This window comes from Bacteroides thetaiotaomicron VPI-5482, from assembly GCF_000011065.1.
GTDB classification, from domain to species: Bacteria; Bacteroidota; Bacteroidia; order Bacteroidales; family Bacteroidaceae; genus Bacteroides; species Bacteroides thetaiotaomicron.
In genome coordinates, this window is the sequence record NC_004663.1 from 1,931,314 (window position 1) to 1,947,198 (window position 15,885).

The 15,885-nt window shown below is 42.9% G+C and carries 18 protein-coding genes, 1 tRNA gene and 1 pseudogene; 9 read left to right on the forward strand and 11 right to left on the reverse strand.

Annotation, left to right across the window (positions count from 1 at the left end):
* Window positions 1-7: 7 nt before the first annotated feature.
* The 6 genes from BT_RS07925 to BT_RS07950 all read right to left on the reverse strand — a co-directional run bounded on the left by BT_RS07925 (window position 8) and on the right by BT_RS07950 (window position 5,061).
* Window positions 8-688, reverse strand: a complete 681-nt coding sequence (locus tag BT_RS07925) for a queuosine precursor transporter (RefSeq protein ID WP_008762200.1) — start codon at window positions 686-688, stop codon at window positions 8-10.
* Window positions 689-830: 142 nt separating this feature from the next.
* Window positions 831-1,118 carry a winged helix-turn-helix domain-containing protein gene (locus BT_RS07930; protein WP_008762199.1) on the reverse strand — a complete coding sequence of 96 codons (288 nt, stop codon included), beginning with the start codon at window positions 1,116-1,118 and terminating at the stop codon, window positions 831-833.
* Window positions 1,103-1,693 (reverse strand): hypothetical protein, encoded by a 591-nt coding sequence (locus BT_RS07935; protein WP_011107867.1) that lies wholly within the window; start codon window positions 1,691-1,693, stop codon window positions 1,103-1,105. Before BT_RS07935 ends, BT_RS07930 begins: the two co-directional genes overlap by 16 nt.
* A gap of 59 nt (window positions 1,694-1,752) precedes the next feature.
* Window positions 1,753-3,930 (reverse strand): outer membrane beta-barrel family protein, encoded by a 2,178-nt coding sequence (locus tag BT_RS07940; RefSeq protein WP_011107868.1) that lies wholly within the window; start codon window positions 3,928-3,930, stop codon window positions 1,753-1,755.
* A 4-nt stretch (window positions 3,931-3,934) separates the two neighbouring features.
* Window positions 3,935-4,309: a DUF2141 domain-containing protein gene (locus BT_RS07945; RefSeq protein ID WP_008762156.1), complete on the reverse strand. Its 375-nt coding sequence runs from the start codon at window positions 4,307-4,309 to the stop codon at window positions 3,935-3,937.
* Between the two features lie 248 nt (window positions 4,310-4,557).
* Window positions 4,558-5,061, reverse strand: coding sequence for an RNA polymerase sigma factor (locus BT_RS07950; RefSeq protein ID WP_008762155.1), 504 nt, complete (start codon window positions 5,059-5,061; stop codon window positions 4,558-4,560).
* 163 nt (window positions 5,062-5,224) lie between these two features.
* Here BT_RS07950 and BT_RS07955 point away from each other — a divergent pair, with 163 nt between their 5' ends.
* On the forward strand, window positions 5,225-6,514 hold the full coding sequence (locus BT_RS07955; RefSeq protein ID WP_008762154.1) for a DcaP family trimeric outer membrane transporter: 1,290 nt from the start codon (window positions 5,225-5,227) through the stop codon (window positions 6,512-6,514).
* Between the two features lie 99 nt (window positions 6,515-6,613).
* Here BT_RS07955 and BT_RS07960 read toward each other — a convergent pair whose 3' ends face one another.
* Window positions 6,614-8,047: an OmpP1/FadL family transporter gene (locus tag BT_RS07960; protein WP_011107869.1), complete on the reverse strand. Its 1,434-nt coding sequence runs from the start codon at window positions 8,045-8,047 to the stop codon at window positions 6,614-6,616.
* 209 nt (window positions 8,048-8,256) lie between these two features.
* Here BT_RS07960 and BT_RS07965 point away from each other — a divergent pair, with 209 nt between their 5' ends.
* The 6 genes from BT_RS07965 to BT_RS07990 all read left to right on the forward strand — a co-directional run bounded on the left by BT_RS07965 (window position 8,257) and on the right by BT_RS07990 (window position 13,041).
* On the forward strand, window positions 8,257-9,258 hold the full coding sequence (locus BT_RS07965) for a 2-hydroxyacid dehydrogenase (RefSeq protein WP_011107870.1): 1,002 nt from the start codon (window positions 8,257-8,259) through the stop codon (window positions 9,256-9,258).
* A 60-nt stretch (window positions 9,259-9,318) separates the two neighbouring features.
* A complete protein-coding gene (locus BT_RS07970) occupies window positions 9,319-10,023 on the forward strand; it encodes a pirin family protein (RefSeq protein ID WP_008767943.1) in 705 nt (234 codons plus the stop codon).
* Between the two features lie 34 nt (window positions 10,024-10,057).
* Window positions 10,058-10,699: a pyridoxamine 5'-phosphate oxidase gene (pdxH, locus tag BT_RS07975; protein WP_011107871.1), complete on the forward strand. Its 642-nt coding sequence runs from the start codon at window positions 10,058-10,060 to the stop codon at window positions 10,697-10,699.
* Window positions 10,700-10,767: 68 nt separating this feature from the next.
* Window positions 10,768-11,499: an MBL fold metallo-hydrolase gene (locus BT_RS07980; RefSeq protein WP_011107872.1), complete on the forward strand. Its 732-nt coding sequence runs from the start codon at window positions 10,768-10,770 to the stop codon at window positions 11,497-11,499.
* A gap of 14 nt (window positions 11,500-11,513) precedes the next feature.
* A complete protein-coding gene (locus BT_RS07985) occupies window positions 11,514-12,647 on the forward strand; it encodes a DUF4468 domain-containing protein (protein WP_011107873.1) in 1,134 nt (377 codons plus the stop codon).
* A 13-nt stretch (window positions 12,648-12,660) separates the two neighbouring features.
* Window positions 12,661-13,041, forward strand: coding sequence for a VOC family protein (locus tag BT_RS07990; RefSeq protein WP_008767940.1), 381 nt, complete (start codon window positions 12,661-12,663; stop codon window positions 13,039-13,041).
* 59 nt (window positions 13,042-13,100) lie between these two features.
* On the opposite strand, the gene BT_RS07995 is transcribed toward BT_RS07990, so the two are convergent.
* Window positions 13,101-13,553: a hypothetical protein gene (locus tag BT_RS07995; RefSeq protein WP_008762147.1), complete on the reverse strand. Its 453-nt coding sequence runs from the start codon at window positions 13,551-13,553 to the stop codon at window positions 13,101-13,103.
* The gene (locus BT_RS08000; RefSeq protein WP_008762146.1) at window positions 13,554-13,739 is read right to left on the reverse strand and encodes a hypothetical protein; all 186 of its coding nucleotides are present in this window, start codon (window positions 13,737-13,739) and stop codon (window positions 13,554-13,556) included. It abuts the gene before it with no gap.
* 99 nt (window positions 13,740-13,838) lie between these two features.
* Here BT_RS08000 and BT_RS08005 point away from each other — a divergent pair, with 99 nt between their 5' ends.
* The gene (locus BT_RS08005) at window positions 13,839-14,570 is read left to right on the forward strand and encodes a class I SAM-dependent methyltransferase (protein ID WP_008762145.1); all 732 of its coding nucleotides are present in this window, start codon (window positions 13,839-13,841) and stop codon (window positions 14,568-14,570) included.
* 159 nt (window positions 14,571-14,729) lie between these two features.
* Here BT_RS08005 and BT_RS08010 read toward each other — a convergent pair whose 3' ends face one another.
* Window positions 14,730-15,332, reverse strand: a complete 603-nt coding sequence (locus BT_RS08010; protein ID WP_011107875.1) for a TlpA family protein disulfide reductase — start codon at window positions 15,330-15,332, stop codon at window positions 14,730-14,732.
* A 101-nt stretch (window positions 15,333-15,433) separates the two neighbouring features.
* On the opposite strand from BT_RS08010, the gene BT_RS08015 reads away from it, so the two are divergent.
* Window positions 15,434-15,507 (forward strand) — tRNA-Thr (locus tag BT_RS08015).
* 84 nt (window positions 15,508-15,591) lie between these two features.
* Here BT_RS08015 and BT_RS24555 read toward each other — a convergent pair.
* Window positions 15,592-15,821: pseudogene (locus tag BT_RS24555) on the reverse strand (EamA/RhaT family transporter); the annotation flags it as partial.
* Between the last annotated feature and the right edge of the window lie 64 nt (window positions 15,822-15,885).

Consider the following 15,885-nt stretch of genomic DNA (forward strand, 5'->3'; position numbering starts at 1 on the left):
CGTTTCATTAAATATCTTTGACTTTCAGTACGTTATAAGAAATATTAGTATCGTACACGTCACTGCCGTCTACCTTCTTAATCACTTTCACTACGCGGATAGTCACCGGAAGGATGATAACTTCGTACATAGATTTCAGTACGATCTGAAGTCCCATCATGATAAGCAGCTCTTTCCAGGCAATGATGCCTCCGAAAGCTATCGGGAAGAAAATCAACGAATCGGCAGTCTCGCCGACAATCGTTGAGAGAATAGCCCGGGCAGAGAAGTTCCGCCCCTGACTGGCAATCTTCATCTTACTCATCACATACGCATTCAGGAATGAACCGACAAGGAAAGCCATCAAACTGGCTGCTACGATGCGGGGAGCCATACCGAATACAAAATCGAAATGCTCTTCGCCTTCCCAGAACGGAGCAGCAGGTATCGCAACAGCTATCAAGCCAAGCCCTACCACAAAGAAGTTCATAGCAAAACCACTCCAGATAATAAGACGTGCTTTCTTGAATCCCCAAACTTCGGCGATACAATCATTAATGATATAAGAAATAGGAAAAACCAATAATCCGGCTGTGACAGTCAGGCTGCCGACCTGAATTACTTTCGTTTCAAGAAGATTGGCTGCAATGAGGCATACATTGAAGAGAATGCCCAGCAACATAAAAGGTACTGATACTTTTTCTTTCATAACTCCTGTTTTTTACGTGGTGTTCTAGAATACACGACCGCTATTCACGGCATCATACATCTTTTTACTTGTTTCGGGGTGCAAAGGTAGAAGAAAAAAGCGAGAAGGCAAAGTTATCCGATAACTTTATTCGGGGCATGAACTACAACCCCGAAAGATACTCCTTCAGCGTCTCCACATATTCCTCCATCGCTTTCCTGCCTCCGGCAGTGATCCGGCAGGCAGTACGCGGCCTTTTGCCTACAAAGCTTTTTTCCACCTCGATATATCCGGCTTCACTCAGCTTATCCAACTGCACACTGAGGTTTCCCGCTGTCGACTGGGTCTTCTCTTTCAAGTAGACGAACTCAGCCTCCTCCACCGTCAGCAGAATCGACATTATAGCCAAGCGAAGCTGTGAATGCAAGATAGGATTCAGTTCTTTAAACATTGCTTCTTCATCTGTTTATTCATAATATGTCCGGGGACAATCATCATCACTATAAAGATGGCGGCAAACACCAGATATACCCCGCTTCCATGAATAAAAAGCATGGAAAAAGAAAGGGCGATACCAGTCATCCCTGCTATACTAAGCGGCTTGTACTTACATACCAACCCCGTAAGAGTAGCCCCCATCCCCATCAATAAGGAAATTACAAACAGAATATCAATACGGACAACAAATGCCATGCAAGACAGACAAAAACCTACTACTCCAAACACAGCCCATATCTGACCAGTCACCCGGTCTATGTAATTTTTTGCTCCCTTATTCTTGTCTTTCCTATTAAAAAAGATAGTCAGCGGTCCGGCAATGACAGGCAAAGCAAACCAGAGAAAATTGATCTGCCACACTCCCGTCTGCAAATAAAAGTACCATACCACAAGTGATATAGCCACAGTAGTATATCCCCATATCAATAATGGGTAGGCTGCATAACGGGCTGTATTGTCCTGCGTCTCCCGAATCATGCAGGCAATCAGTTCCAAACTCTCTTTCTCTGAAATTCTCTTGTCTTCCATATTCTATCAATTTTGTTTCAAAAATAATATTGTTTACGTAATAAACCAAAAATCCTTGTCTATTTTCCTTCGATACGGCTTCTTTCACTTGCCGATTTCTTTTCTACAGTCACCGCACCCGATTTCTTTCCATGATTGAAATTCCAGGTAAATGTGAGTTTCATCAGTCTTCCGCTCGAAGCCAGTTCAAAACGATTTTGAGATGAATAACTCGGTACATTGCTGAAATAAGAATTATATCGGTTGAAGATATTGTCTACCCCCAAAGTAGCTACACAACGCCCGTCTTTCCATTTTTTGCGCAGGTGCAGGTTGAATGTATGACGAGGATCGATCCCGCTATTACCGGAATACAACCGGCTAACTCCATTATATTGTGCTTCCAACGAATAGTCTGACGGTAAAAGGACCGTAGCATTAGCATTGGCGAAATAAAGGAAGTGCCCAAAGTAATCGTCCTCCCGATACATGCGGATATCTTGCCTCACTCCGATAAAGCTGGCATTCAGATTCAGCCAATTGAGCGGCTGCCAGGGAGCAGTGATGGCTACGAACCAATGGTTCTCACGATTGTGATTCTCATTGATGACATATGATATATCCGAATTCTCCGCATCTTCTTTACCAAACTGACGGATCAGATCATGGTGCAAATTGCCGCCAACAGTCAATGTATACCGGAAGTTATAGACCAGCGTAATACTGAATTTATTAATATAAGTAGGACGCAACATCGGGTTGCCTATCAGATAACTATATTCGGAAGTCTGAATCCGGTTCGGGTTGAGAGCCGAAAAAGTCGGACGTTCTATATAGCGTCCATACTGACCGATAAGCATCCACTTGTGAATTTCATCAAAATAGAAATTTCCGTCGATATGTGGAAACCAATCCCAGTATTTTCTCGTCCGACGTTCTGTTTCATTGGAGGTTTGCGTATATTCTCCCCGAAGTCCAATATGAACAGATCCTCTTTTCATATCCAGAGAATAAGTTCCGTATAAAGCACCGATATTCTCGTGATAATCGAGTTCATATCCATAAGCAACATTGGGCTTCCAACTTTCGTCAGGTTCCAGCCCTTCGTAACAGGCATCATCTTTCATTCCCGTATAGGTATATTTCATTCCTATCTGGAAAAACGATTTCTTATGTAACTGTTGTTTCCACGACAGATCGGCAGTTGCGATCTGATAAGTGGCATTAGAGCGGGAACGGTAAACGGTATCTTTATTTAGAGCACCTATCTCCTGAAAAATTTGATACTGATTTCTGCCATGCAGATCTTTAGAGATATAGTCGGTGACAAGCTTCAGCACCGAACCGTCCTTATCCAGTTTATGTATATAGTTGGCAGTAGCTGTATACATATTGTAAGTCTCTTTCTGACGATACACACCCTGACTTTCCATATCCAGCGGTCCTACCGACAGAGTAGAGTAACTCTGAGACGGCCAGATGTATCCGCGACGAACATACTCCAGCTCTACTCCCAGACTATTGGAAGAGTCCATCGTATAAACTGTTCCCATCCGAATCGTCCCGTAACGCGAAGGCTGCTTCATACGGGCCAGACTGGAAAAACCTTTATCTCCCGCTACATAATCACGGGTAACGTACAAATCTCCTTTATTCTGAGGAACCAAAGTACCGGAAGCAAATCCATAGGTATCCCACTTCCCACTATGATAATTCAAGCTACCACTAGGCTGATAAGATTGCAAGGAAGAGGCAAAAGAAGCATTCATAGAAAGATTTCCCTGAAATCCTTTGTCCGTATGACGTCTCATTATAATATGTATAGCACCTCCCTGAGCATCGGCATCCTTATCGGCTCCCGCCATTGGAAGCACTTCAACGCGGGCAATATCGTCCGATTTCAAAGAACGGAGATAGCCTATCAGCATCTCTCCGGTAAGTTTTATCTCCCTATTATCTACAAACACCTTCGTGCCGGAAGAACCATTGATGGAAATCCGCTCGTCGGACAACCATACTCCGGGCGCTTGTTGAAGGAGTTCGACTCCGTCTTTGTTCTGTGCAGGAGGGACGGACAGGATAAAACGGTCTGCCTTCCGTTTCACAGGACTTGTCCGTACCACCACTTCCTGCAACGCATAAGTGGAATCTTCTGTCAGAGTATCATTCACAGCCATCGGCCGAGCAGTCGTCGAAGTCTGCCCCCAAGCAGTAACTCCGGTAAAGCCGGCCAATATCAGAAATATCAGGTATCGCATACTGTTAGTCATTTACCGGATAATACATCTTCATTTTAACGGTAGCCGAAGCATCCGCCTCTTTCTTGCATTTTTCCCGGGCATACCCTTCTACCGGTATTCCCTGTTCATTCATGTCCAATTCCCAGTTTCCGTTCTCATCATGGAAAAGAGAGATTAAAAACTTTTCCCATGGAACATCTTTTAGAACAACAGTCACTGTATCTTTAACAGCAGTAGCCATCGCATATACCGGCTTCGATTCCGAATCCTGTTGTGCCATGACCATAATAGCGCCTTTTGCACTACGAATACCCCGCACTTCTACTTTTACTTCTTGTGCAAAAGTAACAACGTGGTAACAAATAATCCCTAAAGCAATGAATAACAAGCGTTTCATCTTTTACTTTCCTCCAATCAATTAGTTGATACGATTTAATTAGTTTATTTTATAAACCTTATATGGATTAAAAAAAGTAAGGAGCTGCGCATCTCTCTTACTCGATGCAAATATAAATAGGTTTATTTTATAAACCAAGTATTTCGGAAGAATATTTCAAATTAAATAAGCCTTCCTGTCATTCGTCGTATTTTGACAGGAAGGCTTCACTTTGACCTTAAAACACATCACTCAATTAGAAAGTTGCATCAGGAGAAGTCTTTCAATTCTTCTTTCAGACGCTTACGGATAAAGAAAAGTCGGCTCTTTACCGTCCCCATCGGCAATCCTAATTTTTCGGCAATTTCCCTGTATTTAAATCCAGCTACAAACATCTGGAAAGGAACTTTCATATCTTCGGGGATGGAATGGATCACTCTATACAGCTGCTTCATGTCATAAGCAAACTCGAAACGGTCGCCTTCTTCATCTTCTATCAAACTTTGCTGATTGATGGAATAGGTATCATCGATCAAATTCATTTCGCGGACCGTGCGCCGGTAGTTGTTGACAAAGATATTACGCATGATGGTAAACATCCATCCTTTCAGATTCTTGGCATGCGTAAATTTCTCATGATTATCCAATGCCTGCAATACACAATCCTGAACTAAGTCGTTGGCAGAATCACGGTCTGAAGTCAACTTATATGCGAAACGATGCAGGTCTGACTCCATCGCCAATATTCCTTGAGTAAAATCTACTTTTTCCATTCTCGTATTTTATTTATCTAATTAGTACGATACAAAGATCCGCTTTTTTAGAACGATTATAAATAGCAATTCTTCCGATAAGTTTGGCAATTTTTCCTTAGCCCCTCTCAACCATTTCTTTTTTTAGTTGTTCATTGGGCATTCACCTAAAACTTAACTGATAATGAAAACAAGCTTTAAAATGGTAGCTATGCTACTGGGGATCGGAATTTTCCCCGTCTGTGCTCATGCGCAAAAGAAAGTAGTCATCGAGGATGAGGAACCGAATTCCATCATGTTCGTCTCCAGGGACAAGGCCGGAGATGAAATCATCCGAATCATGAACGACCGCTCTCAGATGCGTTTTCACGACCCGAATGCTCCCCGCTTCCTTCTGACGGATCAGAAAGGAAAATTCGCCCTTGGTATCGGTGGCTACGTACGTGCGACGGCAGAGTATGATTTCAACGGCATCGTTGACGATGTGGATTTCTATCCGGCATTGATCGGACAGCCCGGAAAGGGAAATTTTGCCAAGAATCAATTTCAGATGGACATCACCACTTCTACCCTATTCCTGAAATTGGTAGGACGAACCAAGCATCTGGGCGACTTCGTGGTGTATACCGCCGGAAACTTCCGTGGAGATGGGAAGACGTTTGAACTTCAAAATGCGTATGCGCAGTTCTTAGGATTTACCATCGGATACAGCTACGGTTCATTCATGGACCTTTCGGCTCTGCCTGCAACAATTGACTTCGCCGGTCCGAACGGTTCCGCTTTCTATCGTACCACTCAACTGAGTTATATGTGCGATAAACTGAAAAACTGGAGATTCGGCGTTGCCATGGAAATGCCTTCGGTAGACGGTACAACGAATAGCGATGTATCTATCAACACGCAACGAATGCCGGATTTTGCAGCTTCTGCACAGTATAACTGGAATAGTAACAGTCATATTAAGTTGGGTGCAATCGTACGCAGCATGACTTATTCAAGTAATGTGCACGACAAGGCTTTTTCGACTACCGGATTTGGCCTGCAAGCATCTACCACCTTTAATGTAACCAAGAAGTGGCAAGTGTTCGGACAGTTTAATTATGGAAAAGGAATTGGTTCTTATCTGAACGACTTAAGTAATCTGAATGTGGACATCGTTCCCGATCCGGATAATGAAGGCAAGATGCAGGTTCTTCCGATGCTGGGCTGGTATGCGGGGTTGCAATATAATATTTGCCCGAATATCTTTGTATCCGGTACATACAGCTTATCCAGACTTTACTCTGAAAACAACTATCCGAGTGATAATCCGGAAGCATACCGAAAAGGACAGTATTTCGTAGCAAATGCTTTCTGGAATGTGACTAGCAATATGCAAGTAGGTGTTGAATATCTGAGAGGATGGCGCACTGATTTCAACTCTTCTACCCGCCATGCCAATCGGCTGAATATGCTGGTACAATATTCTTTCTAATCTATTACATATATAATATTAGGTATATATAATATGAGAAGCCGCCTCTGAACAATGTTCGAGACGGCTTCTTTAATATAAAATCGTAGCGGATTAATATTAGAACTTATAGTTTACACTTACACCAAACACTTTGTTTGTACGACTATAAACATCTTTATCCATTGAAGCCATAGCCCCATCCAAGCCACGTGGATTTTCTTTGGTATAATCGCTGTAGGTAGTCCAGAAATAAGCAACATCTAAACTTAACGCCTTACTAAGATTAATACGACCGCCCAAACCGACTGAATAAGAATCACAAGAGAAACTTGTGTCTGTCTGGAAAGCATCGCTCAATCCATAATCAGTTTTCTGATAACCACCACTGACTGTGAATATTTTGTTTATATCCCATTCTACACCAGCCAGGTATTCGTGTGTTCCATGTTTCAATGTCTTCTGCTTGTTATCAGCCATACCTGCATTCTTGTCATCAAAGAAATGATACTCTACTGAAGCACGAAGAGAAGGCAAGAATTCATAACTTGCTGCTACAGATAACATAGAAGGGAGGTCACTTGGAGTATTCACACCATGCTGATAAGGTGCCATATAGGCAGCAGCAGCATCCGGAAATTCCAATTTATGTGTATTGTTCTCAATATTCATATTAGCTTTGAACTCATACTTCGCAGCCAAATTCAACTTACCGAACTTAGCGTCTACACCGATAATCGGCGTCAATCCCCAACCTGTCTGGTCACAATCCAGTTCAAGCTTCGTATCATTCAGTTTCTGAAGCATAGGTGCAGATTGTTCTTGTGCAATCTGCTGTGCCTGTTCTAAACTCAAATTAGGATTAGCCCCCATAATTTGTTGTACTATAGCAGCACCGATCTGTCCTGCTACTCCTTCTTTCAAGGCAATATTCAGAAAACCTTTATATCCACCTGTAAAGTAATTCATACGGGCTCCGGCAAAAACTGAAAAGTGTTCATTAATCTTATAGCTTGCCCCTAACTGCAAACCATAAATATATTGACGACCTTCCATGGCTGAATTGATATTGTACATATTAGGTTTCAACATATCACTTGTAGAATTTACCAAGCCGATAGCAGCTGCATCAAACATAGGCAAACCTGTATTGAAAGAAGCTTTTCCACCACCACCAACGATAGCGAAACTACCGGAAAATGCCCAGTCACCATTCTTATATACAGCATGTACAGAAGGGATAACGGGAGCCGAAGCTTTTCCTTCATAATTGCGCACGGAAGTCTGTCCATCCATAGTCCACAAAGGACTTGTAGCAGCAATATCACGAGTCTGATATGCACTCTGAATAGTCAGTGCTACCTGTAAACCGTTTTGGGGAAGGAATGCCAGTCCGGCAGGATTACTATAAACTCCATCAATATCAATGGAAGCGCCGCGGGCTATCATGCGCAAGAAAGCAGCATTCTGATTCGTATTAGTTAGATAATCTCCGGCAAAAGTTGGAATTGAAACGATTAACATTACAAATCCAATCAAGAAATTTTTTCTCATCTAAATCTTTTTTAAATTAATTCGGGCGCAAAGATACAATATTCCTGCACACGAGACGTATGTTTGTGCACTTATTTTCGTTTACCAGCTCATTTTGATTGAAAATAAAAACTGTTTCTAATGAAACAATTCACATTCAGAGCGGAGGTAAAGATAAACAAACCACCCTGTTTTTACGTTTATTAATAAGAATAAAAACAGAAAATATTATGGCCTATACAATTGCATTTTTCGGAACAAAGCCTTATGACGAAGCTTCTTTCAACGATAAAAACAAAGAGTTCAGATTTGAATTCCGTTATTATAAAGGACATCTGAATAAGAATAACGTGCTATTGACGCAAGGAGTAGATGCGGTCTGTATCTTTGTCAACGATACGGCCGATGCAGAAGTCATTCATGCTATGGCAGCCAACGGAGTAAAACTGCTGGCACTCCGATGTGCAGGATTCAATAATGTAGACCTGAACGCTGCCGCCACTGCCGGAATCACCGTTGTACGGGTTCCTGCATATTCGCCTTATGCCGTTGCCGAATATACCGTAGCACTCATGCTCTCTCTCAACCGAAAGATTCCACGCGCTTCGTGGCGTACAAAAGACGGAAACTTTTCCCTTCACGGTCTGATGGGATTCGACATGCACGGTAAGACGGCAGGTATCATCGGTACAGGAAAAATCGCCAAAATTCTGATTCATATCTTAAAGGGATTCGGAATGAATATACTGGCTTATGACCTTTATCCCGACTACAACTTTGCCAGGGAAGAACAAATCGTTTATACTTCTCTGGACGAATTGTACCATAGTTCCGACATTATTTCCCTACATTGCCCACTTACCGAAGCCACCAAATATCTGATCAATGACTACTCCATCAGCAAAATGAAAGACGGAGTCATGATCATCAATACCGGTCGTGGACAATTGATTCACACCAATGCCCTGATCGAAGGCTTAAAAAACAAGAAAATCGGTTCTGCCGGATTGGATGTGTACGAGGAAGAAAGCGAATATTTCTACGAAGACCAGTCCGACCGCATCATCGACGACGACGTGCTTGCCCGTCTGCTCTCATTTAACAATGTGATTGTCACTTCGCATCAAGCCTTTTTCACACGTGAAGCAATGGGAAATATCGCCATGACCACACTTCAGAATATCAAGGATTTCATCAACCACAAGCCTTTGCTAAATGAAGTGAAGAGATAGAACCTTTACCTGACTTCCCTTGTTACAGAAGTATATAAACAATTAGAAAAGGAGAAAATTATGAAGAAAGTAATACATAAAGCAGATACAAGAGGACATTCCCAATATGACTGGCTGGATAGTTACCATACCTTCAGTTTCGACGAATACTTCGATTCTGACCGTATAAACTTCGGTGCCCTCCGCGTATTGAATGACGACAAAGTCGCCCCCGGAGAAGGGTTCCAAACCCATCCGCATAAAAATATGGAGATTATCTCCATTCCATTGAAAGGACATCTGCAACATGGTGACAGCAAGAAAAACAGCCGTATCATCACTGTCGGAGAGATTCAGACGATGAGTGCCGGAACGGGTATTTTCCACAGTGAAGTGAATGCCAGCCCTGTAGAGCCGGTAGAATTCCTGCAAATATGGATTATGCCGAGAGAGCGGAATACACATCCTGTCTACAAGGATTTCAGCATCAAAGAGCTGGAACGACCGAACGAACTGGCAGTGATTGTATCGCCCGACGGCAGTACTCCCGCTTCACTTCTACAAGACACCTGGTTTTCTATCGGAAAGGTGGAAGCCGGAAAGAAACTCGGTTATCACTTGCACCAAAGTCATGGCGGCGTATACATTTTCCTGATCGAAGGAGAAATCGTAGTAGACGGAGAAGTACTGAAACGTCGCGACGGAATGGGCGTCTATGATACGAAAAGTTTCGAACTCGAAACATTGAAGGACTCACATATCTTATTGATAGAAGTACCGATGTAGAAATTTGGAATTAGAAATCATGAATCTTGAATGAATGAAGAATATAGCTGATATCCGGCAAGAATATACCAAAAGCGGGTTAAGGGAAAGCGAACTTCCCTGCGACCCGCTTTCACTTTTCAGCCGCTGGCTACAGGAAGCCATCGACGCAAACGTAGAAGAACCGACCGCCATCATTGTAGGTACCGTATCTCCCGAAGGCAGACCCTCGACCCGTACCGTACTGCTGAAAGGACTGCATGACGGAAAGTTTATCTTCTATACCAACTACGAAAGCCGCAAAGGAAGGCAACTGGCACAAAATCCGTACATTTCACTTTCCTTTGTCTGGCATGAACTTGAAAGGCAAGTACACATCGAAGGTACTGCCGCGAAAGTTTCTCCGGAGGAATCGGACGAATATTTCCGGAAGCGCCCTTATAAAAGCCGCATCGGTGCACGTATTTCTCCACAAAGCCAGCCTATCGCAAGCCGGATGCAACTGATACGCGCTTTCGTCAAAGAAGCTGCCCGATGGCTGGGAAAAGAAGTGGAACGGCCCGACAACTGGGGCGGATATGCCGTCACTCCTACCCGAATGGAGTTTTGGCAAGGACGCCCCAACCGGTTACACGATCGCTTCCTGTATACCCTAAAGACGGATGGAAAATGGGAAATCAATCGACTTTCTCCCTGATTTCACTGATTTTTCTTGCCAACTCCAACTAGAATACGTAATATTGCAACTGTAAAAATAATCAGCTCATGACACTGGATTATATTTATCATAGCGGTTTTGCCATCGAAGCAGAAGGTGTGACCGTCATCATCGATTATTACAAAGATTCTTCGGAAACTGAACATAACCGGGGAATCGTACATGACTACCTCCTGCAAAGACCGGGTAAACTCTATGTATTGGCCACTCACTTTCACCCCGACCACTTCAACCGTGAAATACTGACGTGGAAAGAAGCACGTCCCGACATCCGGTACATTTTCTCCAAAGATATTCTGAAAAGCCATCGTGCAAAGCCCGAAGACGCTACCTATATTAAAAAAGGAGAAACCTACGAAGACGAGACGATCCGCATCGAAGCATTCGGCTCGACCGATGTCGGCAGTTCGTTCCTGATCCATCTGCAAGACTGGAACATCTTCCATGCAGGCGATCTGAACAACTGGCACTGGAGTGAAGAATCTACCGAAGCGGAGATACGAAAAGCCAACGGAGACTTCCTTGCAGAAGTTAAATATTTAAAAGAAAAAGCACCGAAGATCGATTTAGCGCTGTTCCCAGTGGACCGCAGGATGGGAAAAGATTATATGAAAGGTGCAAAACAGTTCATCGAACAAATAAAAACTACTATATTTGTACCCATGCACTTCAGTGAAGACTACGAAGGCGGAAATGCCCTCCGTGATTTTGCCGAAAATGCAGGATGCCGGTTTGTCAGCATCACCCATCGGGGCGAAAGTTTTGAAATAACCAAATAAACACAATAATAATTATGAATAAGTTAACAATCCTGTTTCTTACCATGCTTCTCACATGCCTGCCAATGGCAATGAGAGCCGAATCGCACAAAGAAAAAAGAGATGATACCAGATACCTTGCGGGAGCTGTTCCTGTAGTAGATGGTAAAGTAGTATTTTCCAAGGAATTCCAGATTCCCGGAATGAGTCAGAAGCAAATCTACGACACTGTCATGAAGTGGATGAACGAACGTCTGAAAGAAAACAATAATCCGGACAGCCGCGTCGTTTTCAGCGATGAAGCACAAGGAACCATCGCCGGTGTAGGTGAAGAATGGATCACATTTTACTCCAGCGCCCTGTCATTGGACCGCACTTGGGTCAATTATCAGATCACTGTTACCTGCAAACTGGGCAGTTGCTTGGTAGAACTGGAAAAAATCCGTTTCACCTACCGCGAAACAGAAAAATACAAAGCAGAAGAATGGATTACAGATGAATATGCACTGAACAAAGCTAAAACCAAACTGGTACGCGGCTTGGCTAAATGGCGCAGAAAAACGGTAGACTTTGCCGATGACATCTTTATGGATGTAGCTGTAGCCTTCGGTGCTCCCGATACTCGTCCGAAGTCTGAGAAAAAGAAAAAAGAAGAAGAAGCACAGAAACCGTCTATCGTTGCCGCTGCAGGTCCGCTGGTGATTGGTCAAGGCGGTAAAGTTACCACTGCAGAAGCAGATCAGTCAACTACTCCTGCTGCTACTTTAACGCCTGCAACTCCTGTCGGCAAGGCTTCAGCAGATATGCCGGGATATACAGAAATCGATCTGAAGCAGATTCCGGGTGATGTATATGCATTGATGGGCAATGGAAAACTGGTGATCTCTATCGGCAAAGATGAATTCAACATGACCAATATGACAGCCAACGCAGGCGGCGCACTGGGTTATCAAAACGGTAAAGCCGTAGCTTATTGCACACTTTCTGCCGATCAGCCCTACGAAGCGATAGAAAAAGCAGAAACTTATACACTGAAACTATACGCTCCGAACCAAACGACCCCTTCGGCTGTTATCGAATGTAAGAAACTACCTTCACAAACGACTCCGCAAGCCGGACAACCCCGTACGTATGTCGGAGAAATCGTGAAGCTATTGATGAAAAAATAACAAGATAGCAATCATGGAAATTAAAAGTAGATTTGATCACTTTAATATCAATGTAACGAATCTGGAGCGAAGCATTGCTTTTTATGAAAAAGCGCTTGGCTTAAAAGAACATAGTCGGAAGGAAGCTTCCGACGGTTCTTTCATCCTGGTCTACCTGACGGACAACGAAACCGGCTTCCTACTGGAACTGACCTGGCTGAAAGATCATACCTCCCCCTATGAACTGGGAGAAAACGAAAGTCATTTATGCTTTCGTGTAGCCGGCGACTATGACGCCATACGGCAATACCACAAAGAAATGAATTGTGTCTGTTTTGAGAATACAGCCATGGGGCTTTATTTTATCAACGACCCGGATGACTACTGGATAGAGATACTTCCACAAAAGAAGTAACCTTATAAAAAGAAGCGGGGCAGGATGATCATCCTGCCCCGCTTCTTTTTATAAGGTTGTTAGCTATTCATGACATAACACATCCCCAAAATGCTTGAAATAATGAAAAAACATCCGGGAATAAATAAACGAACAAACAATCTTGTCAATTGCATTTTTTGCTCGACAAACATTGCATCATTATCCAAATTATACCAAACCGTAACTTTATCACCTATATGAAAATCTTTCGGGTAATATGAAAATTGTGTGATATCCTCCACAATAATATTGGGATTGATAGACCGACAGCATTTTTCACCCTCTCCTTCTAATGTAAATTCAACAGACGGGCGCATAAGAAGCTTTCCATCCTTCACATAAGTATCAACATCCACTACTATTCCATCTATCTTCTTAATGTATTTCGTTTCGACTCTCTTGATTAAAAGACAAAACATCCTCATCTTAATGATCAAACCAAGTCCATGGCCAGCCAGCAAAAGTGCTAGTATACAAACAATTGTTCCCATTTATTTTTTATGTCGGTTAGCTCTCTTTTTCCGAATATCCGCTTTCATCTTCGCGGCTCCGGAACCATGTTGTCCACGAATATAAGTCGCTTTCTTCGCTTTCGTCTTCACTTTCTCCTCCTCCTGGGGCTTATCTTTCTTACCTTTAAAGACGATTCCACCCATGATTGCATCTTCTATACTCATATATATTATATTGTTAGCATTCACATTTCTGATGCAAAGATAAGCCTTTTCTACGGAATTGTTTATCTTTGGCGGATAAAACAATACATAATCACCAAAATGGCAACAATAACCCTTTCCGCAGAAAAGGACCCGATGGGAGCTGCAATCTCCGATTATTTCAATCATCACAGAGCTGACCGCTTGCGAGTATTCTCTTCTCAATTCGAAGAAGATGAAATCCCCGTTAAGGAATTATTCCGAAGTATACAGTCCATGCCAGTTCTCGAACGCACTGCTCTGCAAATGGCTACGGGAAGAATATTAGATGTAGGAGCCGGAAGCGGCTGCCACGCATTGGCACTTCAAGAAATGGGAAAAGAAGTTTGCGCCATTGACATCTCTCCGCTTTCCAACGAAGTAATGAAACAACGCGGCGTAAAAGATTCCCGCCTCATCAATCTCTTTGACGAAACATTCACCGAAACATTCGATACGGTTCTGATGCTGATGAATGGTTCGGGCATCATAGGAACACTAAATAATATGCCTGCCTTCTTCCAACGGATGAAACGTATCCTACGCCCTGGCGGATGTATTCTGATGGATTCAAGTGATCTGCGCTATCTTTTCGAAGAAGAAGACGGTAGCATGCTTATCGATCTGGCAGGCGATTATTATGGAGAAGTAGATTTCCAGATGCAATACAAGGATGTAAAAGGAGATACATTCGACTGGCTATATATCGATTTTCAGACTCTTAGCCTATACGCCTCCGAATGTGGATTCAAAGCGGAATTAATCAAAGAAGGAAAACATTATGACTATCTGGCAAAGCTGAGCCTTGCCTGACAGCGTATTATTTTAATCAGAAAAAGCCCTATTCAGGATAGTGACACTATCACATCAGAATAGTGTAACCATACTAACGATATAGTGTCACCATCCCAGTATGATAGTGACACTATATTTATTGTGCCCGCATCCGGTTCAGAGACCGGCAATAAGCACTTATTTCAGCATTTCATTGATCTGCTGAACCAGTGAAGCGAACTCTTCTTCATTATACAGACGAGTCAGTTTTACAATCTTTCCTTCCCGGTCTATCAGCACATTCCGTGTGATTCCGGCATCACGCAATGCATATTTTGCAAAAATATCAGCTCCCGGATCCAGTCCCAGCGGGTAAGTCACTCCGGTAGACTTTGCGAAGGCAAGCACTTTTTCAAGCGGTTCGTCACGGTCTATTCCAATCAGTGCAAAGTCTGCATTATCCTTATGCTTCAGCCAAATGTCTTTTTCTATAAAAGGCATTTCCTTACGGCATACTCCGCACCAACTTGCTGTAAACTGCAACATGACAACCTTCCCACGAAGAGATGACAAAGTCACTTGTTTGCCATCCGTCAATGTAATCGTAAAATCAGGGGCCATCTCCCCTATTCTGACAATATATCCTGTACTATCAGCCTGTGCCGACGTCGCTTCAGCAGTCACTTTCACTGCGTCGGAAGCACTTTCAGTAGCTTCTGCTCCTTTCTTCTGGCCTGAACAAGCCAGTAAACTAACGGCTAATAAAGCCACACCACATACATTCATAATTTTCTTTTTCATCTTCTTGCAATCATTAGTGAGACTGCAAATATAAAAAAAGTACACGATGTATTTGCATTTTTAAAATAAATTCGTACCTTTGCATCCGCAAAACAGAAAACGCCTCTTTAGCTCAGTTGGCCAGAGCACGTGATTTGTAATCTCGGGGTCGTTGGTTCGAATCCGACAAGAGGCTCTCCTCAAAATTCAAATGCCGCTATATGCGGCATTTTTTATATCCTTTTCATTCGATGTTCACGAAACACAACCATGCTTACCCCCTCAACAGGCTCAAAGCAAACACAACTGCCAAATCCTTTCTTTTCAACCGAAAGTCACAGCCGGAAAATAATCCGAATATGATTAACACTACCGAAGCTATCCCCCAACGATAAGAAAGTATTTCGAAAGCTGAAAAACCGATCAGCAATAAAGTGATGAAAAAAACGGAGCCAGCCCAAAAGTGGAAGAGGAAACCGACGCATATAGTATGCCTTTGATACGATTCATGAATATATTCGACTAAAATCCGATATTTATGACTGCAAAGATATAAATATAAATCCAAGAAGAT

Bases quoted from the DNA above. Each gene is read 5' to 3' on its own strand.
- BT_RS07925 (WP_008762200.1), bottom strand. From the start codon at position 688: ATGAAAGAAAAAGTATCAGTACCTTTTATGTTGCTGGGCATTCTCTTC.
- BT_RS07930 (WP_008762199.1), bottom strand. From the start codon at position 1,118: ATGTTTAAAGAACTGAATCCTATCTTGCATTCACAGCTTCGCTTGGCT.
- BT_RS07935 (WP_011107867.1), bottom strand. From the start codon at position 1,693: ATGGAAGACAAGAGAATTTCAGAGAAAGAGAGTTTGGAACTGATTGCC.
- BT_RS07940 (WP_011107868.1), bottom strand. From the start codon at position 3,930: ATGCGATACCTGATATTTCTGATATTGGCCGGCTTTACCGGAGTTACT.
- BT_RS07945 (WP_008762156.1), bottom strand. From the start codon at position 4,309: ATGAAACGCTTGTTATTCATTGCTTTAGGGATTATTTGTTACCACGTT.
- BT_RS07950 (WP_008762155.1), bottom strand. From the start codon at position 5,061: ATGGAAAAAGTAGATTTTACTCAAGGAATATTGGCGATGGAGTCAGAC.
- BT_RS07955 (WP_008762154.1), top strand. From the start codon at position 5,225: ATGAAAACAAGCTTTAAAATGGTAGCTATGCTACTGGGGATCGGAATT.
- BT_RS07960 (WP_011107869.1), bottom strand. From the start codon at position 8,047: ATGAGAAAAAATTTCTTGATTGGATTTGTAATGTTAATCGTTTCAATT.
- BT_RS07965 (WP_011107870.1), top strand. From the start codon at position 8,257: ATGGCCTATACAATTGCATTTTTCGGAACAAAGCCTTATGACGAAGCT.
- BT_RS07970 (WP_008767943.1), top strand. From the start codon at position 9,319: ATGAAGAAAGTAATACATAAAGCAGATACAAGAGGACATTCCCAATAT.
- pdxH (WP_011107871.1), top strand. From the start codon at position 10,058: ATGAAGAATATAGCTGATATCCGGCAAGAATATACCAAAAGCGGGTTA.
- BT_RS07980 (WP_011107872.1), top strand. From the start codon at position 10,768: ATGACACTGGATTATATTTATCATAGCGGTTTTGCCATCGAAGCAGAA.
- BT_RS07985 (WP_011107873.1), top strand. From the start codon at position 11,514: ATGAATAAGTTAACAATCCTGTTTCTTACCATGCTTCTCACATGCCTG.
- BT_RS07990 (WP_008767940.1), top strand. From the start codon at position 12,661: ATGGAAATTAAAAGTAGATTTGATCACTTTAATATCAATGTAACGAAT.
- BT_RS07995 (WP_008762147.1), bottom strand. From the start codon at position 13,553: ATGGGAACAATTGTTTGTATACTAGCACTTTTGCTGGCTGGCCATGGA.
- BT_RS08000 (WP_008762146.1), bottom strand. From the start codon at position 13,739: ATGAGTATAGAAGATGCAATCATGGGTGGAATCGTCTTTAAAGGTAAG.
- BT_RS08005 (WP_008762145.1), top strand. From the start codon at position 13,839: ATGGCAACAATAACCCTTTCCGCAGAAAAGGACCCGATGGGAGCTGCA.
- BT_RS08010 (WP_011107875.1), bottom strand. From the start codon at position 15,332: ATGAAAAAGAAAATTATGAATGTATGTGGTGTGGCTTTATTAGCCGTT.